The organism is Pseudomonas abietaniphila (assembly GCF_039697315.1).
In the GTDB taxonomy this organism is placed as follows: domain Bacteria; phylum Pseudomonadota; class Gammaproteobacteria; order Pseudomonadales; family Pseudomonadaceae; genus Aquipseudomonas; species Aquipseudomonas abietaniphila_B.
The window spans coordinates 1,607,552-1,631,864 of the sequence record NZ_CP155619.1 but is presented as its reverse complement, the minus strand read 5'-3'; the positions used below and the strand labels follow the sequence as shown (position 1 = coordinate 1,631,864).

Below are 24,313 nucleotides of genomic sequence, written 5' to 3'. Positions count from 1 at the left end.
CAGGCCACACCCCCAGCAACTGTACCGGAACAGTTTAGAGCGCCGGTCGAGCGCTTGAAAAGCTGGCTGCAGGGGGCAAAACCTGTTGATGTCGCTTAATCGAAAGAAAGATACACAATCAAGCCGGTCTATCGACGAACCGGGTCGTTCAATCTATCGGCCTGAGCGAAGTTCTCTGCAATCAATCACTTGAATCCGGGTTTGTCGGTCGGTAAGGCGGCGGTATCATTACGCCGATTTTCCAAACGGTGAAACCCATGACGCAAGAACCTAGCACCCTCTATGCCAAACTGCTTGGCGAAACGGCTTCGATCACGTGGAAAGAATTGCAACCTTTCTTTGCCAAGGGTGCCCTGTTGTGGGTCGAGCCTTCGCAGGATTTGATCGCGGTCGCCGAGGCATTTGCCGAGAACGCCGAGGCGAAAGTCGCGGCCTGGCTGAGCACGGGGGAGGTCGGGAAGGTCTCTGAATCAACGGCTCTGGACTTGCTGGAGCGCGACCCGCCACTGTGGGCGGTCGTTGTTGCACCCTGGGTGTTGATCCAGGAACGGGCGTGAGGGATTTTGGTGCGCTGATTTGGTGCGAGTAGTGATGGCAAAGTGGGTAGGGCGGTAACTGGTTGCATGGGGGTGGGTAGCGGAAAGTCCCATCGATGAGCTCTATTACTCCACTCTCAACCGTAGGAGCGCGTTAGCCTGATGTTTCTGCGCGATCGTTCCCACGCTCCGCGTGGGAATGCTTGCCAGGACGCTCCGCGTCCACGTTGACGCAGAGCGTCAGTCGCTCCGTTCCCACGCGGAGCGTGGGAACGATCAATCAGAAGCTACCGACGCGGTCTGTCAGACCGTGGCACGTTGCAACAAATGTAGGAGCGCGCTTGCCCGCCAATGCGCCCGAAGGGCATCAATGTAGCGATCCAATCCGAGACCCAGCGATCTCAAGCCATATACCCCGTCTTCCCCGTATGCTGATTCAGCGAGATCACCCGCGTCTTGCCAATCCGGTGACGGTAAATCTCCCGCAGGTACTTCACCGCTTTCTTCACGCTCTCCCGCGAAATGCGAATGTCGTTGATCGAGATGAACCGGGATTTGTCATCGATCAACTCACGGTATTTCTTCTCGTACATTGGCTTGATCGCATACCAGTTGGTGTCCAGGATCTTCGCCGGGTTTTCATACTCGTTGAGCAGATCGTCAATCCGGCCCTCGTCGAATTCCTCGCTCATGATGAAATCCAGAATCGAATTATCCAGCGTGTCATCGAAGCGATACGGCTGTTTGGCGAAGCAGCGCTTGATGAACGCCACGATCAAGGTCAGGAAATCATCCGACAGGCACGGGCTTTTCGCGATCAGCGTGGTCAGCGACAGGTTGGCGGAGGCGCCGATCACCAGGGCGTAACGCTTGAGCGTGGTGTTGGGGAACAGGCTGTTGAGGTGTGTCTTGAGCCGGTTCAGGTCCATGTACGATAGCTTGTAGTCCTTGGGGAGCGAGACGATCGACACCACCGACGAGCAATTCTTGAAGAAGTGCAGGTCGTGCAGCGCGGCGGCGTCGTAACCCGATGACTTGTATTGCTCCAGTGCTGCGCGATAACGGCGCGATTCGATCGGCAACAGGCTGATGCCTTCGATGGCCTGGGTCATCTTGTTGAAGTGCGGCAGGTCGATGGAACGGAAGAACAGGTCATCGATGTCCAGGCGTGGCTGCTCTTTTTCAAACAGCTTGAGCTTGTCGGAACCCGCGACTGGCGTTTCCGGCACCACCGATTCGGCGTAGGCAATGGCCACCGGACCGGCGAGGCTCATGAACAGGTCGTTGGCGTCCAGGCGAATGGTCTCGCCGATGTCGATGCCGGCCCGACGGAAGTAGTTCTGGTCGTAGTCGGTGGTGACTGCTTGCGCCGTTAGAATGTTGAAGATCTGTTGTGAGATGTACTGGTTGGCGTGACGCTCCATGGCGTTGACGTCGATGTTCTCGATGGTGCCGTCATCGCTTTCTTCGGCGTAGCGCATGATGTCGTTGGAGATCAGCATCATCGCGTTCCACGGGCGGATACGGCCCATGACGCTGGCTTCGCTGCTGTCTTCATTCTCGAAGTTGTACGAGAAGTCCCATTCTTCTGCGAGGTACTTGCACAGCAGACGACCGGCGTTGATGTGCAGGGCTTCGGACATTTCACTGCGGTGATCGGAAATGTTTGGCAGCACGCAGATGCCGCTGGTGAAGATCGGTTCGAACACGAACGAGCGGCCGCGCTTGCCGTCGTTTTCGCCAGCGGGCTTGGTGTCGAAGGTTTTGTTCATGTACGAGAACTGCTGGGCCAGGCCGAATTCCGATGCCATGCCTGAGCCCGTACCGCCGCCGGCGCTGAAGATGTAGAAATACAGGCGCGACTGGTTGGCTTTGATACCGCAGGAGTCGATCAGGTACGAGTGGATCAGTTTCCAGTCGGCGCTGGAGAAGTGCTCGGTGTCTTTGTTGAGGATGATCTTGGCCAGGTACTGACCCAGGATCGGTGCGTTACCGGCGCCCCCTGCATGGACCTCGGACAGGTCCATGATCTTCATCTTGCTGTAGTCCTTGATGAAACCGCTTTTCTCACCTTTGCGTGAGAAGCGGATGCGCCCGGCGATGTCCTTGTCCAGGTCGCCGAGCATCACCAGCGGTTCGACCAGAAACACTGGTTTGCTCGATTTGTTCTGGACCAGACGCAGGTTGTTGCGAATCCAGCGAGCCGGGCTGTAGCCCTTGTCGTCCCGCAGGCGGTCGTCGTTGTTCAGTTGGTTCAGGTAGAACGTGCGCGCGTTGTAGACCAGTTCGGCGACATCCAGGGCGATGTTGGAACCGCAACGTCCCAGGCCAATCAGGCAAACCGAGGGAAATTGTTGATCACTGCGGTTTTCCGCTTCTTCGAAATGCATCGATGGCGGAAACACCATGTCGCGCAGTCCGTCGAGGTTGTCGAGGATGCGGTCGGTGTCGGTTTCCGTGAAGTAAAGGTACGACTGTGCAGGGACAGGCTGAGGACGGTAATGCCCTTGGGGCACCACGCTGTGCTCGCTGAGTACGGTCTGCAGAAGTTCGGATACAGCGCCTGCTGCCTCGGTATTATTGGTCATCGCACGCCATGCCTGAAGGATGACGCACAAGTGTCATCGCGCCATCACCAAAAAGAAAACCCGACTGTACAGCGGGATATCGACGGCGAGCGATAGGGCCTAACCCTAGCGCTGCCTAAGGGAATCCCTCGGATGATCGGCGACGAACGGTCTTTCTTGAGCGTGCGAAGGCTCAACGTCGCGGGGTTGTGGGGCAGATCACAGTTATCCGGCGGGTTCGACGCGCGGGGCCTGGCAGAAACGGGCCATGCGTGGATCACTGCTGTCGGTCAGGCTCAACGGATTGCCCGGTCCCTGCACCGCCATGTTCACAGCATCGAGCATGGTCGTCGAGGGCCACAGCCCCGCGGGCCGCCTCAGGTTGAGCTGCTGTACCAGCGGCTTCAGGCTGCTCAGGGGCGCCGGTTTACTGAACAGATAACCCTGCACGTAATCGCAGCCATGCTGACTGAGGAATTCCAGCTGCGCGGGCGTTTCGACGCCTTCGGTCACGACCTTGAGGTGCAGGGTGTGGGCCATGAGGATGATCGCCTGAACGATTTCCATGTCCTGCGGCGATTTCGGGATGTCGATGATGAACGACCGGTCGATCTTGACCGTGTCCAGCGGAAGGCGCTTGAGATAGGCCAGGGAGGAATAGCCCGTGCCGAAGTCGTCGATGGACAGGCCCACGCCCAACGCGCGAATGCCATTGAGCAGCACGATGGTGTTGCTGATGTTGCCCATCAGCGCGTTTTCGGTCACCTCCAGCTCCAGGCGGTGAGGGGCGACGTTGGCATCGCTCAGCGCACTGGCGACCTCATCCACGAGTTCGTCGCGCGCCAGATTCAGGGCGGAGCAGTTCACCGCAATCACCAGCTTCTCGAACCCGGGTTCGGTCAGCAGGCCCAGGTCCCGACAGGCGCGGCGCAGTACCCAATTATCCAGCTCGGCAATCAAACCGTTGTTTTCGGCGATGCCGATGAAGCGATCCGGGGTCAGCAGTCCATGGGTCGGATGCTCCCAGCGCACCAACGCTTCGAACTTGGCGACATGACCGGTGCGCAGGTCGACGATAGGTTGGTAGTAGAGCTGAAGGCCGTTTTCCTCACGCAACGCGGCGCGCAGTTCTTCTTCCAGATGCAATTCCAGGCTGGCTTTGGTCTTGAGGTTGTCGCTGAAGAAATGAATGCTGTTGCGGCCGTGTCCCTTGGACTGATAGAGCGCCAGGTCGGCGTGCTTGAGCAGTTCTTCCGAGGTGTCGCCGTCTTGCGGGTAAACGCTGATGCCGATGCTGGTGGTCATGACCATCCGCCGCCCCGACAACGCGATCGGCTCTTTCATCTTCTGCATCACCCGTTGCGCCAGATGCAGTGCTTCATTGGTGTTGTGCAGCGCGATCAGGATGCAGAACTCGTCGCCGCCAAATCGTGCCACCACATCGTGGGTTCGGGTTGCGCTGCGAATCCGCTCGGCGATCACCTTGAGGAGTTCGTCGCCGGCATCGTGGCCGAGGCTGTCGTTGATGCGCTTGAAGTGGTCGATGTCCAGAAACATCACGGCCAGCATGCCCTCCGTCAACTTCTGCTCCATCAGACGCTCGGCGAAAATCTGGTTGAAGCCGCGACGGTTGATCAGGTTGGTCAGCGCGTCGTAATGCGCGACCTGCTGCAAGGACACGCGCGCCTGGTCGAGTTGGCTGAGCAGCGCGTTGACCCTTCGCAGGTCGCGTTCCTTGGCTTGAAGTTTTTTATCAGCCAACGCGGCGCTGACGCTACCGGCGATGATCAGCAGGACGATCAGGGCGATGGTCAGGCTCAAGTGCAGGCTGTTGTCGGTCGAAGGGCCTTGCAGCTGCATGCCCGCCGGGACCATCAGGTGCAGCGCCCACATGCCCATAAAGTGAGTGCTGACGATGCCCGCGCCGAGGACCAGGCTTGCGCCGTATTTGAGCCACTGATGAAACATCCCGCTGCCCTGGCGCAGATGAATGGCCAGGACCAGCGCGGCGAGGCTGCTGGCGACAGCGATGACGATCGAGGCCGCGAAGCGGACCGGTTCGTAATAGTGCATGGCGCTCGAGCGCATCGCAGACATGCCGACGTAGTGCATGGCGGTGATGCCCAGACCGATGCACAGCGAAGCGAACAGGTACTGGGCCGCGCGTAGCTGCGGGTGACTCAGCGCTTCCATCGCGACCATGCCGGAGATCAGGGCGATCGCCAGTGAGGCGATCGTCACCGGGAGGTCGTAGTGCATTTCGAGCGGGGTCTGAAACGACAGCATGCTGATGAAATGCATGGCCCAGATACCGACCGCCAGGCATAACGCGCCTAACGCCCGCCAGCGAATCCTGGCCTGACGGTTGTCGACGTGTCCGACCCGCTCGGCAATGTCCAGCGTCGCGAAACTGGCCGCACAGGCGACCAGATAAGCGAGGACGATGAGCAGAGGGTTATGGCTGCATTCCAGCAGCATCCGGCCATCCGTCGGCATCGACGGTAAAAAATGCAGACCCAGCCAATCCATAGCACGCTCCATGTGTCAACGGCGGGTGACTTCAGTCGGAACGACTGATGGCACTTTGCGATGAATTATAGAAGCGGCAGGTTTTAAAACAGCTGTCTGGAGACGGAACGACCAACTATTTTGAAATAACAGTCATCGCGAAATGTTCTAAGCCACGCAGACGGCATCGGTCAATGCCGGCCATGTCTCTTCCGAAAAGGCCGGCTGAGCAATGGCCGCCAGCCCGAATGCCGCTCGGGCAGCGTCGCAGTCCGGGTTGTGCTGGCCATCGGTCCACGAGGCCTCGAACTCTCGGCACGTGCTGGAGCGCTGTTCGTAGATCGAGCAACGCGTCCCTTTTCCAACGTCGCCCTCAAGCGCAGTGCAGCGCACGGATTTGCAGTCGGTTCCCAACATTGCCACGCGGCTTGGGCTGATGCTGCTCACCAGCTCATCGGGGACGGTTCCGCCCGCCGACGCGCATTCACCCCAAAAAAAAGACACACGAAAGTGTGAACAGCAGGCACCACAATTCAGGCACGGACTGGCTTCGGACATGGACATTAACCGGGGGGGAATGAGTCGGGAAGGGGATGAATCGGCTGGCTATTCTAGGCTTTCCATGGCGGCTGGGAAGTAGGCCGTAAAAATATTTCTGGATGTGTATGACGCTTGAAATTCGCAGGCATGAGGGGGACGTCTGGCGGCGTGGAAACGCCCCTGCGATGGGCTGATATCAGCCTTGCGAATGATCAAAGACAGGGTCGACAACCCTGACTAGATTTCCATTTCCCGGATTGGTGGTGTCCGGCCAAACAACAATAAAGAGATCGACACATGGATCATTCCACTCAGGCAGCGAACGCATGGCGCATTCTGTTCCTTCTGTTTCTGGCCAACCTGTTTAACTTCTTCGATCGCACCATTCCCGCGATCATCATCGAGCCGATCCGCAAGGAGTGGCTGTTGAGCGACTTCCAGCTGGGCATCATCGGTACGGCGTTTACCCTGGTCTACGCCATCGCGGGTTTGCCCTTGGGTCGCATGGCCGATAACGGTTCACGCCGTAAACTGATGGGCTGGGGACTGGCGGTGTGGAGTGGCCTGACGGCGGTGAATGGCCTGGTCGGCAATTTCTGGGCGTTCCTGTTGGTGCGCATGGGCGTCGGCATTGGCGAAGCGAGCTACGCGCCGGCGGCCAACTCTCTGATCGGCGACCTGTTCCCGGCGCACAAGCGGGCGCGGGCGATGGGTATCTTTATGCTCGGCCTGCCGTTGGGCTTGTTACTGGCGTTCTTTACCATCGGGGCGATGGTCAAGGCGTTCGACAGTTGGCGCGCGCCGTTCTTCATTGCCGCCGTACCGGGGTTGCTGCTGGCGGTGTTCATGTTCTTCATCCGCGAGCCCGCACGCGGGGCGGCGGAAAACGTGGCGATGTCGCAGGAAAAGATCGACCGGCCGATCCGTCGCGTGTTGTCGATCCCAACGTTCCGCTGGCTGGTGCTGGCGGGTCTTGCCTTCAACTTTTCAACCTACGCCTGCAACTCGTTCATGGTGCCGATGCTGCAACGGTATTTCCTGCTGCCGTTGCAGGACGCCGCGATGGCGACGGGGATCATCGTCGGTGTGACCGGGCTGGTGGGTTTGACCGCGGGTGGCTGGATCGCTGACAAACTGCATCAACGCTTCGCCAACGGCCGACTCCTGTTCGCGGCGTTGAGCATGGCCGTCGCGAGTCTCTGCACCGGCTATGCCCTGCACGCCGGGCGTATCGAGATCGGCGTATTTGTGGGCGTGTTCAGCGTTGGCTGGTTGTTTTCCTACAACTTCTATACCTGCGTTTACACCGCGATTCAGGACGTTGTGCAGCCTCGGCTGCGGGCCACGGCGATGGCGCTGTTCTTTGCCGGTCTGTACCTGCTGGGTGGCGGTCTGGGGCCGGTGGTGGTGGGTTTGCTGTCGGATCACTTTGCCCATACGGCGATGAACGCGGCGCAGGTGGAGCAGATGACCGAGCCGTTCAAGGCGGTCGGGCTGCATGACGCGATGTACCTGATCCCGGTCGCGTTGTTTTTGGCGCTGGTGTTTCTGGTACGGGCGTCGAAATGCTTCAGTCGCGATGCGCAGCGGATGCGCGAAGGAATGGTGGCCGATGAGCCGGTGGGGCAGGGGGTGAAGCCGTCGGTGGCGTGATTTTCCGGTTTTCTACGGACCTGTAGGAGCGTGGCTTGTCCCGCGATCGACCGGGAACCGGTCGCAAAACCTGTGAGTGCGGTTTACTGGATACGGCCAAGGTGTCCGGGTTTACTGCTGCTTCGCAGCAGATCGCGGGACAAGCCACGCTCCTACATATGGGTATTCGCCGCATCATCTGCGGCGAGACGGTTTAACCCGCGACCAACACCCGAATCGCTTCCAGACGCAGCGCCGCTTTGTCCAGCATCGCCAGACCTTGCTCACGCAGTTCGCGCAGCGCGGTCAGTTCGCTGTCGCGAACGGTCGGGTTGACCGCTTGCAGAGCAGTCAGACGTGCCAGCTCTTCATCGGTGTCGGCAGCCAGTCGACGCTGTGCCTCTGCCACGCGTTCGGCATGTTTGGGCGCGATCTTGCTTTCGGCGGCGGTGATCTGCGGGTTGAGCACGTCGCGCTGGGCCTGGATGAACTTGTTGGCGCTGGCGCGCGGAACGCTTTCCAGCTGATCGTTCAGGGTCGTGAACGACACGCGCCCTGACAGGTCGTTGCCGTTGGCGTCCAGCAGGCAGCGCAGGGCGGCCGGTGGCAGGTAACGACCCAGCTGCAGCGAGCGCGGTGCAACCACTTCACTGACATAAAGAAGCTCAAGCAGCACAGTGCCGGGTTTCAGCGCCTTGTTCTTGATCAGCGCGACAGCGGTGTTGCCCATCGAGCCGGACAGCACCAGGTCCATGCCGCCTTGCACCATCGGGTGTTCCCAAGTGATGAACTGCATGTCTTCACGGGACAGCGCCTGGTTGCGGTCGTAGGTGATGGTCACGCCTTCGTCGTCACCCAGCGGGAAGCTGGCGTCGAGCATCTTCTCGCTCGGCTTGAGGATCAGGGCATTTTCCGAATGGTCTTCGCTGTCGATGCCGAAGGCGTCGAACAGGGTTTCCATGTAGATCGGCAAGGTGAACTGATCGTCCTGCTCAAGGATGGCCTCGACCAGCGCTTCGCCTTCGCCGGCACCGCCTGAGTTGAGTTCCAGCAAACGGTCACGGCCGGTGTGCAATTCGCTTTCCAGACGCTCGCGCTCCGCACGGGCTTCAGCCACCAGCGCCTGCCAATCGTCCTCGTCGCCACCTTCCAGCTGCGGCAGCAGACGCGGGCCGAACTGATGTTGCAGGGCGTTGCCGGTCGGGCAGGTGTTGAGGAAGGCGTTGAGCGCTTCGTGGTACCACTGGAACAGGCGCTCTTGCGGGCTGGTTTCCAGGTACGGCACGTGCAGTTCGATGATGTGTTTCTGGCCGATACGGTCCAGACGCCCGATACGCTGCTCCAGCAAGTCCGGGTGCGCAGGCAGGTCGAACAACACCAGGTGATGGGAGAACTGGAAGTTACGGCCTTCGCTGCCGATTTCCGAACAGATCAGCACCTGTGCCCCGAACTCTTCATCAGCGAAGTAAGCGGCGGCACGGTCACGTTCCAGGATGTTCATGCCTTCGTGGAACACGGTTGCCGGGATGCCGGAACGCACGCGCAGGGCGTCTTCCAGATCCATGGCCGTTTCGGCGTGGGCGCAGATCACCAGCACTTTGACGCGCTTGAGCATCTTCAGCGTGTCGATCAGCCAGTCGACGCGCGGGTCGAAACGCCACCAGCGTTCTTCTTCGCTGGTTTCGCCCTGGGCCTGGAAGCTGACTTCCGGGTACAGGTCGGCGTGCTCGCCCATCGGCAATTCGAGGTATTCGGCCGGGCACGGCAGCGGATACGGATGCAGCTTGCGCTCCGGGAAGCCCTGCACGGCGGCACGGGTGTTACGGAACAGCACGCGGCCGGTGCCGTGACGGTCGAGCAATTCGCGGATCAGACGGGCGCTGGCTTCGGTGTCGCCATCGGCCACGGCGCCAAGCAATGCTTCGCCTTCGGCGCCGAGGAAGCCGTGAATGGTCTTGTGCGCTTCCGGCGAGAGACGACCCTGATCAAGCAGCTCCTGAACGGCTTCGGCGACCGGGCGATAGTTTTCGCTCTCGGCGCGGAAAGCGTGCAGGTCGTGGAAACGGTTCGGGTCGAGCAGGCGCAGACGGGCGAAGTGGCTGTCCTGACCCAGTTGTTCCGGGGTCGCGGTGAGCAGCAACACGCCAGGAATCACTTCGGCCAGTTGTTCGACCAGCGAGTATTCCGGGCTGGCCTTTTCTTCATGCCAGACCAGGTGGTGGGCCTCGTCGACCACCAGCAGGTCCCAGCCAGCGGCGAACAGTGCATCCTGTGCCTTCTCGTCGTCGACCAGCCACTCCAGCGACACCAAGGCAAGCTGGGTGTCTTCGAAGGGGTTGCTGGCATCGCTTTCGATGAAGCGCTCGGCGTCGAACAGCGCAACCTGCAGGTTGAAGCGGCGGCGCATCTCCACCAGCCACTGGTGCTGCAGGTTTTCAGGCACCAGGATCAGCACGCGGCTGGCGCGGCCCGACAGCAATTGACGGTGGATCACCAGACCGGCTTCGATGGTCTTGCCCAGGCCCACTTCGTCGGCCAGCAAAACACGCGGCGCGATGCGGTCGGCGACTTCACGGGCGATGTGCAACTGGTGCGCGATAGGCTGGGCACGAACACCGCCCAGGCCCCACAGCGAGGATTGCAGCTGACGGCTGGTGTGCTCCAGCGTGTGATAGCGCAGCGAGAACCAGGGCAGCGGGTCGATCTGCCCGGCGAACAGGCGATCGCTGGCCAGGCGGAATTGAATGAAGTTCGACAGTTGGGTTTCCGGCAGGGTGACCGGCTGGTTCTGCGCGTTGAGACCGTGATAGACCAGCAGGCCGTCGACGTCGTCGACTTCGCGTACGGTCATTTTCCAGTTCTCGAAGTGGGTGATGGTGTCACCCGGCGAGAAGCGCACCCGCGTCAGCGGCGCATTGCGCAAAGCATACTGGCGGGTGTCGCCAGTGGCCGGATAGAGCACGGTCAACAAGCGGCCGTCCTGTGCCAGAACGGTGCCTAAACCCAGCTCGGCTTCGCTGTCGCTAATCCAGCGTTGCCCCGGTTGATACTGCTGCGCCATGCTGCCTGACTCCCGCCTTGAAAAAGCCGACTATGTTAACGGAACAAGCGGCCCAGGCCAAAGCTAACTGTGTAAAACGCCCGTATTTATTGGGCTCCTGGCCTCGTGCGGGCACTTGTTGCGAAAAACATAGTCGAAACTTCCGCTTCTCACGGCTCAAGTCGACGAAACGGCTGCCGACAGCTTGATAACAGGAGACCATTACCATGCTGCCACCGCTGATTCCCTTGAGTGCAGCCCCCGTGACTGCGCAGCAGGACCCGGTCAAGCCAACCCCGGACATTCCGCCCGTTACGCCCGTGCAGCCCAGTTCCAGCGAAACCACGATCAACATGGGGGAGCGCGATCCCGAGCAGGCTCAGTTGCTGCTGCGCGAAGAACAGCGCCGACAGCAAAGGCGCCGCCGTGACCGACGCACCGCCGATCGTCATCCCGATCTTGATGAAGACACCCCGAACGAGCCTCAGCACGCGGGTCCGGCCATGCCTGGGGATTATCTGAATGCCGACAACACCGTCCCGGTCGTGCCGATCATCGACGACGAGCCGCGTCAGGGCTTGTGGGTGGATTTGAAAGTCTAAGGTGCTGGTCAGCGCCGCCGGGATTCCGCATTATTGTCGCCATTGGGCATTCGAGAGCAGCACGCCATGAGCGATGACGAAAAACTGGTAGACCTGAGTGCCGAGCGCGCCAAGCGTGTTCACGACCTCAATGACAAACGGCTCAACGAAGTGCGTCAGGCCTTCGAGCAGGCGATGCCGCTGGGTAAGGGCAAGAAAAAGCCGAAGAGCAAGCCGAAAAAACGCTAGACCTCCCTTCTTATTGTCCCGGTGTATTCGCTGCGCGGTCATGCGCAGCGGCATTGACCTGGGTCAACATTTCATTTTTCGCCTCTGGTTAATCTGCACCCATCGAACAGGGTTACGGCAGGAGGGGCACTTATGTTTCTCGATCATGCGGTGATAGCCGGTGTGATGACGGTGATGTTGATGCTGAGCTTTTTTGCAGGCTTGGGACTGTTCATCTGGAGAGACTCGAACCACAAAGGCGGCAAGCGCTGAGTCTTTCTTATAAAAAGAGCACGCAAGGCATTTTGGGCGACTTCGGTTGCCCATTTTTTTGTGCGTGTTTTTTTGTGGGGATGGGAGACTTGCGGCGGGTGTATATCCGTTGCTGCGGTAACGGCTACTTGTGGTTCCGCTCTTACAGCGGGTCACTTTTTCCAAGAGCCGAAAAAGTAACCAAAAAGGCCCTGCTCCTGGTTAGGTCCGACTTCGTCGGATTCCCGCACTCCGACGACGCTCCGTGGGCCCGCGCCGAACGGACATCCATGTCCTGACGGCGCTCTCGCGGCATCCATGCCGCTCGACCCACTCCGCATCGTCTACGTTTGGCCTGCACCCAAGTCGCGTTTTGTGGTGTTTGGACCATTGATGCAGAAGAGCACGAGCAGAAGCAGAATATCAGGCTGACGCAGTCCCTGTAGGAGCGTGGCTCGTCCCGCGATCTGCTGCGAAGCAGCAGTAAAACCGGACACCTTGGCAGTATCAGGTAAACCGCATTCACAGGATTAGCTGCCGGTTCCCGGCAGATCGTCCGGATGCGGCCCAGACACAAGCCACGCTCCTACGGTTAGGGGGCGGTGTGCGAGAGATGGATGCACAAACCAAGAATGCGAGGAGCGTTAGCTCCAGCCAGCGTGCTCTTGTACGCGACAGTCCAGACACCACCAAATGCGACTTGGGTGCAGGCTGAACGCAGGTGGCGTGGAGTGGGCCGAGCGGCATGGATGCCGCGAGAGCCGCCCCGGCCATGGATGGCCGATGGCGGCGGGCCCACGGAGCGTCGCCGGAGAGAAGGAACCCGACGAAGTCGGGCCCAACCAGGAGCAGGGCCTTTTGGTTACTTTTTGATGGTCCGGCACTCCGGCTCTTGAAAAAGTAACTCGCCGAAGGCGAAACAGGTCTGGCGTTAGCCAGACCCCCTCAGCGCCACCCGAATTAACGGATATGCACCCCACCCTCAGCGCCACCAAAAATCAGCCAACCGTAATCGCCGGCAACTCAGCCAGACTCACCGTCTGCACCTTACGCGGCGCCAGAATCTCGGCCTCGCCATCCACCACCAACTCATCGTTCTGGTTAAAAACGCGTGTGGCAATCCGCACGCGGAACTTCGGCAGTTTTTCCAGAATCTCCAACCGCACCGTCAACGTATCGCCAATCTTCACCGGCTTCTGAAAGCTCATCTGCTGACCCAGATAAATCGTGCCCGGCCCAGGCAGCTCACAGGCCACGGCGGCACTGATCAACGCGCCACTGAACATACCGTGAGCGATCCGGTCCTTGAACATGCTTTTGGCCGCAAACTCCGCATCCAGGTGCACCGGGTTACGGTCGCCGGACATTTCGGCAAACAATTGGATATGGCGCTCTTCGACCGTTTTGCTGTAGCTGGCGGTCTGGCCGACTTCAAGGGCTTCGTACGGCGTGTTGGTGACTTCGGTCATGTTGCGGTCCTGTGACATGAAAATGAAAAATAAATAAAGAGCTGAAATCCCGGCAGGTCATTCGGTTCGGCGCGGTCGTGGTTCGCTCAGCGCCTGCTCGAGCCAGGCGAGTAAATCATGAGTGACTTCCTCGCGGTTGGTTTCGTTGAGGATTTCATGCCGTGCCTGCGGGTAAAGTTTCAGCGTAACGAGCGCGTGATCGGTGTCCGTCAGTGCACTTGCCAGATCCTTGAGACGCTTGCCTTCGCTCACCGGATCACATTCGCCGCCCATGATCAGGATCGGCAGACTTTTATCGATCTGCGCCAGGTTGGATTTCTTGCTGATTTGTTGCAGCCCGCCCAGCATGTCCAGCCAGAACTGATTGGTGCAACGAAAGCCGCAGAGCGGGTCTTTGACGTATTTATCGACTTCTTCCTGATCGCGACTGAGCCAGTCGAACGGCGTGCGCACGGGTTTGAAGGCTTTGTTGAATGAGCCAAACGACAGGAACTCGATGATTGCACTGCGCCCCTCAGCGCCTTGCCGCCAGCGTTCCAGACGGGCGATCACGGCGGCGCTGCGGTAAAGCGAGACGGGCTGGAAATTCGAGCCGCTGAGCACCGCACCCTGAACGCTGGCGCTGTGATGCAACAGGTACGCCTGCGCGATGTAGCTGCCCATGCTGTGCCCCAGTAACAATACCGGGACGCCCGGATGGCGCTGGCCGATCGAGGCGCTGAGGCTGGCCAGGTCGCCCACCACTTTGTTCCAGCCATCCCGGTCCGCGTAGTGACCGAGCAGGCCGTTGGCGGCGGTTCGGCCATGGCCGCGTTGATCGTGGGCATACAAGGCAAACCCCGCGTCAGTCAATGCCGCCGCCAGGCGGGCATAGCGTCCACTGTGCTCGGCCATGCCATGAGACAGCATGACCACGGCCCGTGGGCTGGTCAGCGGCATCCATGCATTGACGTACAGGCGAGTGTGATCACTGGTGTCCAGCCAAAAAGCATCGTGTTTCATGGCGTTTCCCTGGCCCTGTAAAGATTTGTCTTGAAATAGCGCTCTGTCGGTCGCCTGATTGCAGTGTATAGCGCTTGTCAGATGGCAGCCTGATCACCCGTAAGATTCACGTCATTGATGACGATTTGCCTTCCTGGTGGCAGCTGCTAACGTCCGGCAAGCACCTGCTTCATCGCGGGGCCAGCACTCTCAGGTAAGAGGATAAAAAGAACATGCAACCTGATTTCTGGAACGACAAACGCCCGGCAGGCGTCCTCTCCGAGGTGGACCTGCACGCTTACAAATCCGTGGTGGAGGTGTTCGAGCGCAGTTGCAAGAAGTACGCGGACCGTCCGGCCTACAGCAACATGGGCGTGACCCTGACCTACGCAGAGCTGGAGAGACACTCGGCGGCGTTCGCCGGTTACCTGCAGCAGCAGACCGAGCTCAAGCCTGGCGACCGCATCGCCGTGCAGATGCCCAACTTGATCCAGTACCCCATCGCGGTCTTCGGTGCCATGCGCGCGGGGTTGATCGTGGTCAACACCAACCCGCTGTACACCGCCCGTGAAATGCGCCATCAGTTCAAGGACTCCGGTGCCCGCGCGCTGGTGTACCTGAACGTCTTCGGCAAGAACGTCCAGGAAGTGCTGCCAGACACCGACATTCAGTACCTCATCGAAGTGAAGATGGGCGACATGCAGTCGGCCGCCAAAGGCTGGCTGATCAACACGGTCGTCGAGAAGGTCAAGAAGATGGTGCCCGAGTACGACCTGCCGCAGGCCGTGTCCTTCAAGAGCGTGCTCAAGCTGGGGCGGGGCGATCACCTGCAACGCGTTCAACTGGACCTGGAAGACATCGCCGTTCTGCAATACACCGGCGGCACCACCGGATCGCCAAAAGGCGCGATGCTGACTCACGGCAATCTGGTCGCCAACATGCAACAGGTTTACGCCTGCATGCTCCAGCACGGTCCGGACGGTTTGCCGATCTTCAAACAAGGCAGCGAGGTCATGGTCGCGCCGCTGCCGATGTATCACATCTATGCCTTCACCTGTAATTGCATGTGCATGATGGTCAGCGGCAACCACAACCTGCTGATCACCAACCCGCGTGACATCGGTGGCTTCATCAAAGAGCTGAAAAAGTGGAAGTTCTCCGCGATGCTTGGCCTCAACACGTTGTTCGTCGCATTGATGGACCATCCGGACTTCAAGACGCTGGATTTCTCCAGCCTGCGGCTCACCAACTCCGGGGGTACTGCCCTGGTGAAGGCCACGGCCGAACGCTGGTTGCAGCTCACGGGCTGCCCGATCGTAGAGGGTTACGGCCTGACCGAAACCTCGCCGGTCGCCACGGCCAACCCGTATGGCAACCTGTCGAAACTGGGCACGGTCGGTATGCCGGTGCCGGGGACCACGGCCAAGATCATTGACGATGAAGGCGTTGAGTTGCCCGTCGGCGAACGCGGCGAGCTGTGCCTGAAGGGGCCGCAGATCATGCTCGGTTACTGGCACAAGCCTGATGCCACCGCCGAAGTGCTGGACAGCGAAGGCTGGCTCAAGACCGGGGACATTGCGGTCATCGATCCGGACGGTTTCATTCGCATCGTCGACCGCAAGAAAGACCTGATCATCGTTTCGGGTTTCAACGTCTACCCCAACGAAATTGAAGACGTCGTCTCGCGTCACCCGAAAGTCGCGAACTGCGCGGTGATCGGGGTGCCGGACGAGCGCTCGGGCGAAGCGGTGAAACTGTTCGTGGTACCGAGGGATTCGAGCCTCACGTACGAAGAGCTCAAGGCGTACTGCAAAGAGAACTTCACCGGCTACAAGATCCCCAAGCACATCGTGCTGCGCGAGTCTCTGCCCATGACCCCCGTGGGCAAGATCCTGCGAAGAGAACTGCGCGACATCGCGTGAAGCGGCTATAAACAGAAACGGCGTGTTGAGAAACACGCCGTTTTTTATTGGTGCATAAAACCTGAGCAGGAGCGCGCTTGCCCGCAAATGCTGTGTGTCAGTCGACGATTATGTCGGATGTTCCGACGCATTCGCGGGCAAGCGCGCTCCTACAATCAGGGGGGCGTTTCCGACATTTAGGTTCATTGCTCTAAACGTGACGTTTAACTATTCAAGAGTCATTTTTGTGACTGTGTGGGCCGCTATTGGCTCTAGTCGGCCTTTGGCAAAGCTGCTACGCTCGGCCCGCTTTTTGTCATGTCGATAAGCAAAAAGCTGTGGCTACATCATTCCAAACACAAGAAATCATCGCATTAAGCGGTGTGTAGAAACGCTGTCGCTGAGGAGTCGGCTTCCATGATCGAAAACTTCTGGAAGGATAAATATCCGTCTGGCATTGCTGCCGATATCGATCCGGACGAGTATCCAAACGTTCAGGCGGTATTGAAACAGTCCTGCGAGCGTTTCGCCAACAAACCTGCGTTCAGCAACCTGGGCAAGACACTCACTTACGGTGAGATGTACGCGCTGTCCGGTGCGTTCGCCGCCTATCTTCAGCAGCACACCGACCTGCAACCGGGCGACCGCATCGCCGTGCAGTTGCCAAACGTCCTGCAGTACCCGATTGCGGTATTCGGCGCCATTCGCGCGGGCCTGATCGTGGTCAACACCAACCCGCTGTACACCGCGCGGGAGATGGAACATCAATTCAACGACTCCGGCGCCAAGGCCCTGGTCTGCCTGGCGAACATGGCGCACCTCGCTGAAAAGGTCGTGCCCAAGACCGGCGTCAAGCACGTCATCGTCACCGAAGTCGCCGACCTGCTGCCGCCGCTCAAGCGCCTGTTGGTCAACAGCGTCATCAAGTACGTGAAAAAGATGGTGCCGCCGTTTCACCTGCCCAAAGCCGTCAAGTTCAACGACGTGTTGGCGATGGGGCACGGCAAGGCGGTCAACGATGCATCGCCGAAAGGCAGCGACGTCGCGGTCCTGCAATACACCGGCGGCACGACGGGTGTGGCCAAGGGCGCCATGCTGACCCACCGTAATCTGATCGCCAACATGCTGCAGTGCAAGGCGCTGATGGGCTCCAACCTGAACGAAGGCACGGAGATTCTGATCACGCCGCTGCCGCTGTATCACATCTATGCGTTCACTTTTCACTGCATGTCGATGATGTTGATCGGCAACCACAACATCCTGATCAGCAACCCGCGTGACTTGTCGGCGATGGTCAAGGAGTTGTCGAAGTGGAAGTTCAGCGGCTTCGTCGGTCTGAACACGCTGTTTGTGGCTCTGTGCAACAACGCCGACTTCCGCAACCTGGATTTCTCCTCGCTGAAAGTCACCCTGTCGGGCGGCATGGCCCTGCAACAAGCGGCGGCCGAACGCTGGAAAGAGGTGACCGGTTGCTCCATCTGCGAGGGTTACGGCATGACCGAAACCAGCCCGGTGGCGACGGTCAACCCGATCCAGAAAATCCAGATGGGCACCATCGGCATTCCCGTGCCGTCGACGCTGTGCAAGACCATCAACGACGCGGGCGAAGAGTTGCCGCTCGGTGAAGTCGGCGAACTTTGCGTCAAAGGCCCTCAGGTGATGAAGGGCTACTGGCAGCGTCAGGAAGCCACCGATGAGATGCTCGACGCCGAAGGCTGGTTGAAGACCGGTGATATCGCGGTGATTCAGCCAGACGGCTACATGCGCATCGTCGATCGCAAGAAAGACATGATCCTGGTGTCGGGCTTCAACGTCTACCCGAACGAACTGGAAGACGTGCTGGCAACCTTGCCGGGCGTGTTGCAGTGCGCGGCCATCGGCGTGCCGGACGAGAAGTCGGGCGAGGCGATTAAGATCTTCGTGGTCGTGAAACCGGGTGCGACGCTGGCCAAGGAGCAGGTCATGGAACACATGCGCGCCAACGTCACCGCCTACAAAGTCCCGCGCAGCGTGGAATTCCGCGACGCACTGCCGACCACCAATGTCGGCAAGATCCTGCGCCGCGAGTTGCGTGATGAAGAGCTGAAGAAGCTGGCGTTGAAGAAGCCGGCCTGATTCACGGCAATACCGACAGACCCCGCCATCGTGTGGGGTTTGTCGTTTTACGCGGGTCCTCCTGAAAACGTGAAGCCTGTGGGAGTGAGCTTGCTCACGAAGAGGCTGTTACATCCGACACACCTTCTGCGCCAGGCATGCAGCCTTCGCGAGCGAGCTCGCTCCCACAGGTCTGAGGTGAAAGAACCCCTGAAACGCTGCACGACCTGTAGGAGCAGTCGGAGGTTACGACGGCCGCGAATGCGGTGGGTCATTCACAGCTGCCGTATCCGACCTGCCGCGTTCGCGAGCACAGGGTTGTGCATGATCGTGGATAAATCTGCGACAATCCGCGCCCTGCATTCAGATAGAAAAGACTTCGCGCCCTGATGACCGACGAATCGACCGCCATCGACCAACTGTATAAAAACCTCGACCACGCGATGATCAGTGATCGTCATCGCCTGCGTCGCCAGTTGCACGAACTGCGCAAGAAGCCCGACGAGGCGAAGCTTGCGCAATGGGTCGAGCGTGTCCAGGCGTCGTGCGCTCAAGTGGTCAGCCGCAAGCAAAGCGTGCCGACGATCCGCTACGACGAGAACCTGCCCATCGCCGCCAAGCGCGACGAGATCAAGGACGCGTTGCTCAAGCACCAAGTGCTGATCATCGCCGGCGAAACCGGTTCGGGTAAAACCACCCAGCTGCCGAAAATCTGCCTGGAGATCGGTCGTGGCCAGCACGGGCTGATCGGTCATACCCAGCCGCGTCGAATCGCTGCACGCAGCGTCGCCAGCCGGGTCGCCGAAGAGATCGGCACGCCGCTCGGGGCACTGGTCGGTTATCAGGTGCGCTTCGAGGACCAGAGCGACAGCAACACCCTGATCAAGCTGATGACGGACGGCATCCTGCTGGCCGAAACCCAGCACGACCGTTTTCTTGAGCGCTACGACACGATCATCGTCGACGAAGCCCACGAACGCAGCCTGAACATCGACTTCCTGCTCGGTTATCTGAAAACCCTGCTGCCGCGCCGTCCTGACCTGAAAGTCATCATCACCTCGGCGACCATCGATCTGGAGCGCTTCTCCGAGCACTTCGACAAGGCGCCCGTGATTGAAGTCTCGGGCCGGACCTTCCCGGTAGAAACCTGGTATCGCCCGCTGACCTCTGAACAGGACGAAGAGGGTAACAGCGTCGAAGACGACCTGACTGTCGATCAGGCCATTCTCGCGACCCTGGATGAGTTGGCGGCATTCGAACGCAGCGAACGCAAGTCGCCGGGGGATGTGCTGGTATTCCTGCCGGGTGAGCGCGAGATCCGTGACGCGGCCGAGATGCTGCGCAAGGCCCAGCTCAAACACACTGAAATTCTGCCGTTGTACGCGCGCCTGTCGCCGGCCGAACAGCAGCGGATCTTCCAGTCGCATCCGGGCCGTCGGGTGGTGCTGGCCACCAACGTGGCTGAAACGTCGCTGACCGTCCCGGGCATTCGCTACGTGATCGACACCGGCACCGCGCGCATCAGCCGCTACAGCTATCGCGCCAAGGTTCAGCGTCTGCCCATCGAAGCGGTTTCCCAGGCCAGCGCCAATCAGCGAAAAGGCCGGTGCGGTCGCGTTGAGCCGGGCCTGTGCGTGCGCCTGTACAGCGAAGAGGATTTCCTCTCGCGCCCTGAGTTCACCGATCCGGAAATCCTGCGCACCAACCTGGCGGCGGTGATTCTGCAGATGCTGCATTTGCGTCTGGGCGAGATCACCGACTTTCCGTTCATCGAACCGCCGGACGGCAAGGCCATCAGCGACGGGTTCAACCTTTTGCAGGAGCTGTCGGCGGTCAATCGCGAAAACCAGCTGACCCCGTTGGGTCGCCAGTTGGCGCGCTTGCCGGTGGACCCGCGCATGGGCCGCATGCTGCTGGAAGCCGCCAAACAGGGCAGCCTGCAGGAAGTGCTGATCGTCGCCAGCGCCATGTCGATTCAGGATCCGCGCGAGCGTCCGCCGGAGCGTCAGCAGGCCGCCGATCAAGCGCACGCACAGTGGAAGGATCAGGACTCGGACTTCGCCGGGCTGGTCAATCTGTGGCGCGGTTTCGAGGAGCAGCGCCAGGCGCTGACGGCCAGTCCGCTGCGCAACTGGTGTCGCCGCAATTTCCTTAATTACCTGCGTCTGCGCGAATGGCGCGACTCCCATCGTCAATTGAGCCTGATCTGCCGTGACCTGCAGTTGACGGTCAATAAAGAGCCGGCTGACTTCCCGAAATTCCACAAAGCGGTGCTTTCCGGTCTGCTCAGTCAGATCGGACAGAAAACCGAAGAGGGCGACTACCTGGGCGCGCGCCAACGGCGTTTCTGGGTGCACCCGTCGTCCGGGCTGGGCCGGAAGCGCCCGCAGTGGATCATGGCGGCGGAGCTGGTCGAAACCACCAAGCTGTATGCGCGCATGGTGGCGAAGATCGAACCCGACTGGATCGAGCCGCTGGCCGGGCATCTGGTCAAGAAAAACCACTTCGAACCGCACTGGGAGAAGAAGCGTGGTCAGGTCGTGGCCTTTGAGCAGATCACCCTGTTCGGGCTGATCGTGGTCGGGCGCCGTCCTGTGCATTTCGGACCGATCGATCCGGTGGTGTCGCGCGAGTTCTTCATCCGAGAAGGCCTGGTGCGTGGCGAGATTCAGTCGCGTGCCAAGTGCCTGAGCGCCAACGCCAGGTTGCTCGAAGAGCTCGACGAGCTGGAGGCCAAGGCCCGCCGTCGCGACATTCTGGCCGACGAAGAAACCCTGTTCCGTTTCTACGACGAGCGCCTGCCTGCCGAGATTCACCAGACCGCGACGTTCGACGCCTGGTACCGGATGGAGAGCCAGAAGAACCCGCAGTTGCTGATCATGCGCGAGGAAGATGTCCTCGCCCGTGAAGCCAGCGAGGTCACGGCCAATCAATACCCGGACACGTTGCGGTTAGGTGAACTGACCTTGCCGCTGACCTACCACTTCGAACCCAATCACCCCCGTGACGGGGTGACATTGCGCGTGCCTGCGCCGTTGCTGCTGTCATTGCCGGCAGAGCGTCTGGAGTGGCTGGTGCCGGGCCTGCTGGAAACCAAGTGTGTCGCCCTGGTGCGTAACTTGCCCAAGGCGCTGCGCAAGAATTTCGTGCCGGTGCCGGATTTCGTCAAGGCCGCCTTGCAGCGCATGGTGTTCGCTGAAGGGTCGCTGCCTCAGGCGTTAGGGCGTGAGTTGCTGCGCATGACCGGTGCGCGTGTCACCGACGAGGCGTGGGCCGAGGCGGCGCAACAGGTGGAAGATCACCTGAAAATGAACCTTGAGGTGGTCGACGCCAACGGCAAGTTTCTCGGCGAAGGCCGCGATCTGGATGAACTCACCGCGCGCTTTGCCGAAGCCGGGCAGGCGGCCCTGGCCGTGCCGCAAACCGAGAAGAGCCAGCAACCGGTCGAAGCCAAGGGCTTTGCGCCGGTCGCGGAAAAGACTCAACAGAAGATCGCCGGCCTCTCGATGACGGTGTACCCGGCGTTGGTGGAGGAGGGCGGTACGGTCAAGGAAGGGCGCTTCTCGACGCAGACCGAGGCCGAGTATCAACATCGCCGTGCGTTGCAGCGTCTGTTGCTGCAACAACTGGCGGAGCCTGCGAAGTTCCTGCGCAGCAAATTGCCGGGGCAGACCGAGCTGGCGCTGCTGTACCGCGACATGGGCCGGGTCGATGCGTTGGTCGAAGACATTCTGCTGGCGAGCCTGGACACCTGCATTCTGGAAGGTGAAGCCAGCTTGCCGCGTGACGGTGCAGGCCTCTTGTCGTTGGCCGAGCGCAAGCGCGGCAGTCTGACCGAGCACGCCGAGCGTCTGGCGAAACTGACGCTGGAGATCCTCAAGCTCTGGCACGGTCTGCAGAAGCGCTTCAAGGGCAAGATCGATCTGGCCCAGGCCGTCGCCCTGAATGACATCAAAGGGCAGTTGGGCAAGCTGGTGTACCCCGGCTTCGTGCGCGAAACCCCGGCGCAGTGGCTCAAGGAGTTGCCGCGTTACCTGAAGGCCATCGAGCTACGGCTTGAGAAGCTGGGCAGCCAGGTGCAGAAAGACCGGGTCTGGAGCATTGAACTGGGCAACCTCTGGGCGCAATACCAGACCCGCGCCGACAAGCACGCGCAGGAAGGCAAGCGCGATGACGAACTGGTGGTCTACCGCTGGTGGCTGGAGGAATACCGCGTGTCGCTGTTCGCCCAGCAACTGGGGACCAAGGTGCCGATTTCCGACAAGCGCCTGAGCAAGCAATGGAGTCAGGTGGAGGGGTGATCCCCTCCACCTGCGGCTTGACTGTCTGGGCCGGAACTCCTTACCTCTGTGGGAGCGGATTCATTCGCGAAAAATAGTGCGGGCGGCAAAGCTGCATCGGCTGTACTGGCCAATCGCGAATGAATTCGCTCTCACAGGGTTGATGAGGGTGGAGCTTGAGAGTGTGCATTCCAGCAGCCCGATAGCGCCAAATCCCGGCCGATATGGCAAACTTCGCGGCTTAAAAGCTCGAAGCGCTAACAAGGTTCACGCCCGTATACGGGAAATTTTATCGTTGCATTGGTACTGTCGTTCCAGAAAAACAGCCAGCACCGTGCTTACGCAGGCCCTTTGCCTGCTGCCGTCAATAAGAGAGGAACGACCGTGTACGACGTCGTGATCAGTGGCACAGGGCTCTACACCCCGGCCAACAGCATTTCCAATGATGAGCTGGTGGAATCTTTCAACACCTACGTCGCTCAATTCAACGCCGAAAATGCCGCTGCCATCGAGGCGGGCCAGGTTCAGGCACTGACCGAATCCAGCGCCGCCTTCATCGAGAAAGCCAGTGGCATCAAAAGCCGCTTCGTCATGGACAAAGACGGCATCCTTGACCCGCAACGCATGAAGCCCCGTTTGCCTGAGCGCTCTAACGACGAGTGGTCGATCCTTTGCGAGATGGGTGTCGCGGCCGCCGAGCAAGCCTTGCAGCGCGCGGGGAAAACCGCAGCCGACATCGACGGCGTGATCGTCGCCTGTTCCAACCTGCAACGGGCGTACCCTGCGATTTCCATCGAGATTCAGTCGGCACTCGGCGTGCAGGGCTTCGGTTTCGACATGAACGTCGCCTGTTCCTCGGCCACCTTCGGCATTCAGACCGCTTGCAACAGCGTCAAGCTGGGTCAGGCTCGGGCACTGTTGGTCATCAGCCCGGAAATCTGCACCGCGCACCTGAATTTCCGTGACCGCGACAGTCATTTCATCTTCGGCGATGCCGCCACCGCGGTCGTGGTCGAACGTGCCGATCTGGCGACTTCCGAACACCAGTTCGACATCGTCAGCACCAAGCTGCTGACCACCTTCTCGAACAACATCCGCAACAACTTCGGTTTCCTCAATCGCACGGCGGAAGAAGGCGAGGGCAAGGCCGACAAACTGTTCGTGCAGGAAGGTCGCAAGGTGTTCCGCGACGTTTGCCCGATGGTGGCGGAACTGGTGGGTGTGCACCTGGAAGAGAACAGCCTCAATGTCAGCGACGTGAAGCGTTTCTGGCTGCATCAGGCCAACCTGAGCATGAACCACTTGATCGTGAAAAAGCTGCTGGGCCGCGACGCCTCGGTCGAAGAGGCCCCGGTGATTCTCGACAGCTACGCCAACACCAGCTCCGCTGGTTCGGTCATTGCCTTCCACACATACCAGGACGATCTGCCGAGCGGCGCGCTGGGCGTGTTGAGTTCGTTCGGGGCGGGCTATTCGATCGGCAGCGTGATTCTGCGCAAGAAGTGATCGGGCTCTGCTTATGAGCTGACCAGGATCTCAACCTGTGGGAGCGAATTCATTCGCGAAAAATAGTTCGGGCGGCAAAGCTGCGTCGGCTGTACCGGCCAATCGCGAATGAATTCGCTCCCGCCGTATTTTTGTTCGGCAGATGATCTTTGTGGGTGGGCCGGAAATAAAAACAGCCCGAAGCTGACCTGTCGGAAC

The 24,313-nt window shown here is 60.0% G+C and carries 15 protein-coding genes; 9 read left to right on the top strand and 6 right to left on the bottom strand.

Annotation, left to right across the window (positions count from 1 at the left end; all coding sequences use genetic code 11):
* Positions 1–257: 257 nt before the first annotated feature.
* A complete protein-coding gene (locus ABDX87_RS07250; protein ID WP_346832266.1) occupies positions 258–557 on the top strand; it encodes a DUF2288 domain-containing protein in 300 nt (99 codons plus the stop codon).
* Positions 558–937: 380 nt separating this feature from the next.
* On the opposite strand, the gene ABDX87_RS07245 is transcribed toward ABDX87_RS07250, so the two are convergent.
* The 3 genes from ABDX87_RS07245 to ABDX87_RS07235 form a co-directional block, all read right to left on the bottom strand.
* Positions 938–3,124 (bottom strand): hypothetical protein, encoded by a 2,187-nt coding sequence (locus ABDX87_RS07245; protein WP_346832265.1) that lies wholly within the window; start codon positions 3,122–3,124, stop codon positions 938–940.
* 204 nt (positions 3,125–3,328) lie between these two features.
* The gene (locus tag ABDX87_RS07240; protein ID WP_346832264.1) at positions 3,329–5,632 is read right to left on the bottom strand and encodes a putative bifunctional diguanylate cyclase/phosphodiesterase; all 2,304 of its coding nucleotides are present in this window, start codon (positions 5,630–5,632) and stop codon (positions 3,329–3,331) included.
* Between the two features lie 147 nt (positions 5,633–5,779).
* Positions 5,780–6,169 carry a YkgJ family cysteine cluster protein gene (locus ABDX87_RS07235; protein ID WP_346832263.1) on the bottom strand — a complete coding sequence of 130 codons (390 nt, stop codon included), beginning with the start codon at positions 6,167–6,169 and terminating at the stop codon, positions 5,780–5,782.
* A gap of 279 nt (positions 6,170–6,448) precedes the next feature.
* Between ABDX87_RS07235 and ABDX87_RS07230 the strand changes: the two genes are divergently transcribed.
* On the top strand, positions 6,449–7,804 hold the full coding sequence (locus ABDX87_RS07230) for a spinster family MFS transporter (protein ID WP_346832262.1): 1,356 nt from the start codon (positions 6,449–6,451) through the stop codon (positions 7,802–7,804).
* Between the two features lie 193 nt (positions 7,805–7,997).
* Here ABDX87_RS07230 and rapA read toward each other — a convergent pair whose 3' ends face one another.
* Positions 7,998–10,844: an RNA polymerase-associated protein RapA gene (gene rapA / locus ABDX87_RS07225; protein ID WP_346832261.1), complete on the bottom strand. Its 2,847-nt coding sequence runs from the start codon at positions 10,842–10,844 to the stop codon at positions 7,998–8,000.
* Between the two features lie 206 nt (positions 10,845–11,050).
* Here rapA and ABDX87_RS07220 point away from each other — a divergent pair, with 206 nt between their 5' ends.
* From ABDX87_RS07220 to ccoM, 3 genes are all read left to right on the top strand, one after another.
* Positions 11,051–11,425 (top strand): aspartate-semialdehyde dehydrogenase, encoded by a 375-nt coding sequence (locus tag ABDX87_RS07220; RefSeq protein ID WP_346832260.1) that lies wholly within the window; start codon positions 11,051–11,053, stop codon positions 11,423–11,425.
* A gap of 66 nt (positions 11,426–11,491) precedes the next feature.
* On the top strand, positions 11,492–11,653 hold the full coding sequence (locus tag ABDX87_RS07215) for a hypothetical protein (RefSeq protein ID WP_346832259.1): 162 nt from the start codon (positions 11,492–11,494) through the stop codon (positions 11,651–11,653).
* A 132-nt stretch (positions 11,654–11,785) separates the two neighbouring features.
* Positions 11,786–11,905 (top strand): cytochrome c oxidase subunit CcoM, encoded by a 120-nt coding sequence (ccoM, locus tag ABDX87_RS07210; RefSeq protein ID WP_346832258.1) that lies wholly within the window; start codon positions 11,786–11,788, stop codon positions 11,903–11,905.
* A 977-nt stretch (positions 11,906–12,882) separates the two neighbouring features.
* On the opposite strand, the gene ABDX87_RS07205 is transcribed toward ccoM, so the two are convergent.
* Together ABDX87_RS07205 and ABDX87_RS07200 are read right to left on the bottom strand one after the other, a co-directional pair.
* Positions 12,883–13,353, bottom strand: a complete 471-nt coding sequence (locus ABDX87_RS07205) for a MaoC family dehydratase (protein ID WP_346832257.1) — start codon at positions 13,351–13,353, stop codon at positions 12,883–12,885.
* A gap of 57 nt (positions 13,354–13,410) precedes the next feature.
* Positions 13,411–14,355 (bottom strand): alpha/beta hydrolase, encoded by a 945-nt coding sequence (locus tag ABDX87_RS07200; protein WP_346832256.1) that lies wholly within the window; start codon positions 14,353–14,355, stop codon positions 13,411–13,413.
* A gap of 212 nt (positions 14,356–14,567) precedes the next feature.
* On the opposite strand from ABDX87_RS07200, the gene fadD2 reads away from it, so the two are divergent.
* From fadD2 to ABDX87_RS07180, 4 genes are all read left to right on the top strand, one after another.
* Entirely contained in the window at positions 14,568–16,256 is a 1,689-nt protein-coding gene (gene fadD2, locus ABDX87_RS07195; protein WP_346832255.1) for a long-chain-fatty-acid--CoA ligase FadD2, read from the top strand.
* 396 nt (positions 16,257–16,652) lie between these two features.
* Positions 16,653–18,350: a long-chain-fatty-acid--CoA ligase FadD1 gene (gene fadD1 / locus ABDX87_RS07190; RefSeq protein WP_346832254.1), complete on the top strand. Its 1,698-nt coding sequence runs from the start codon at positions 16,653–16,655 to the stop codon at positions 18,348–18,350.
* 368 nt (positions 18,351–18,718) lie between these two features.
* Positions 18,719–22,630, top strand: coding sequence for an ATP-dependent RNA helicase HrpA (hrpA, locus tag ABDX87_RS07185; RefSeq protein ID WP_346832253.1), 3,912 nt, complete (start codon positions 18,719–18,721; stop codon positions 22,628–22,630).
* A gap of 363 nt (positions 22,631–22,993) precedes the next feature.
* Positions 22,994–24,115, top strand: coding sequence for a beta-ketoacyl-ACP synthase III (locus ABDX87_RS07180; RefSeq protein WP_346832252.1), 1,122 nt, complete (start codon positions 22,994–22,996; stop codon positions 24,113–24,115).
* Positions 24,116–24,313: the final 198 nt, after the last annotated feature.

Coding starts and splice junctions, on each gene's coding strand:
- ABDX87_RS07240 (WP_346832264.1), bottom strand. CDS start 5,632: ATGGATTGGCTGGGTCTGCATTTTTTACCGTCGATGCCGACGGATGGC.
- ABDX87_RS07245 (WP_346832265.1), bottom strand. CDS start 3,124: ATGACCAATAATACCGAGGCAGCAGGCGCTGTATCCGAACTTCTGCAG.
- ABDX87_RS07230 (WP_346832262.1), top strand. CDS start 6,449: ATGGATCATTCCACTCAGGCAGCGAACGCATGGCGCATTCTGTTCCTT.
- ABDX87_RS07200 (WP_346832256.1), bottom strand. CDS start 14,355: ATGAAACACGATGCTTTTTGGCTGGACACCAGTGATCACACTCGCCTG.
- ABDX87_RS07250 (WP_346832266.1), top strand. CDS start 258: ATGACGCAAGAACCTAGCACCCTCTATGCCAAACTGCTTGGCGAAACG.
- ABDX87_RS07215 (WP_346832259.1), top strand. CDS start 11,492: ATGAGCGATGACGAAAAACTGGTAGACCTGAGTGCCGAGCGCGCCAAG.
- fadD1 (WP_346832254.1), top strand. CDS start 16,653: ATGATCGAAAACTTCTGGAAGGATAAATATCCGTCTGGCATTGCTGCC.
- fadD2 (WP_346832255.1), top strand. CDS start 14,568: ATGCAACCTGATTTCTGGAACGACAAACGCCCGGCAGGCGTCCTCTCC.
- ccoM (WP_346832258.1), top strand. CDS start 11,786: ATGTTTCTCGATCATGCGGTGATAGCCGGTGTGATGACGGTGATGTTG.
- hrpA (WP_346832253.1), top strand. CDS start 18,719: ATGACCGACGAATCGACCGCCATCGACCAACTGTATAAAAACCTCGAC.
- rapA (WP_346832261.1), bottom strand. CDS start 10,844: ATGGCGCAGCAGTATCAACCGGGGCAACGCTGGATTAGCGACAGCGAA.
- ABDX87_RS07220 (WP_346832260.1), top strand. CDS start 11,051: ATGCTGCCACCGCTGATTCCCTTGAGTGCAGCCCCCGTGACTGCGCAG.
- ABDX87_RS07205 (WP_346832257.1), bottom strand. CDS start 13,353: ATGACCGAAGTCACCAACACGCCGTACGAAGCCCTTGAAGTCGGCCAG.
- ABDX87_RS07235 (WP_346832263.1), bottom strand. CDS start 6,169: ATGTCCGAAGCCAGTCCGTGCCTGAATTGTGGTGCCTGCTGTTCACAC.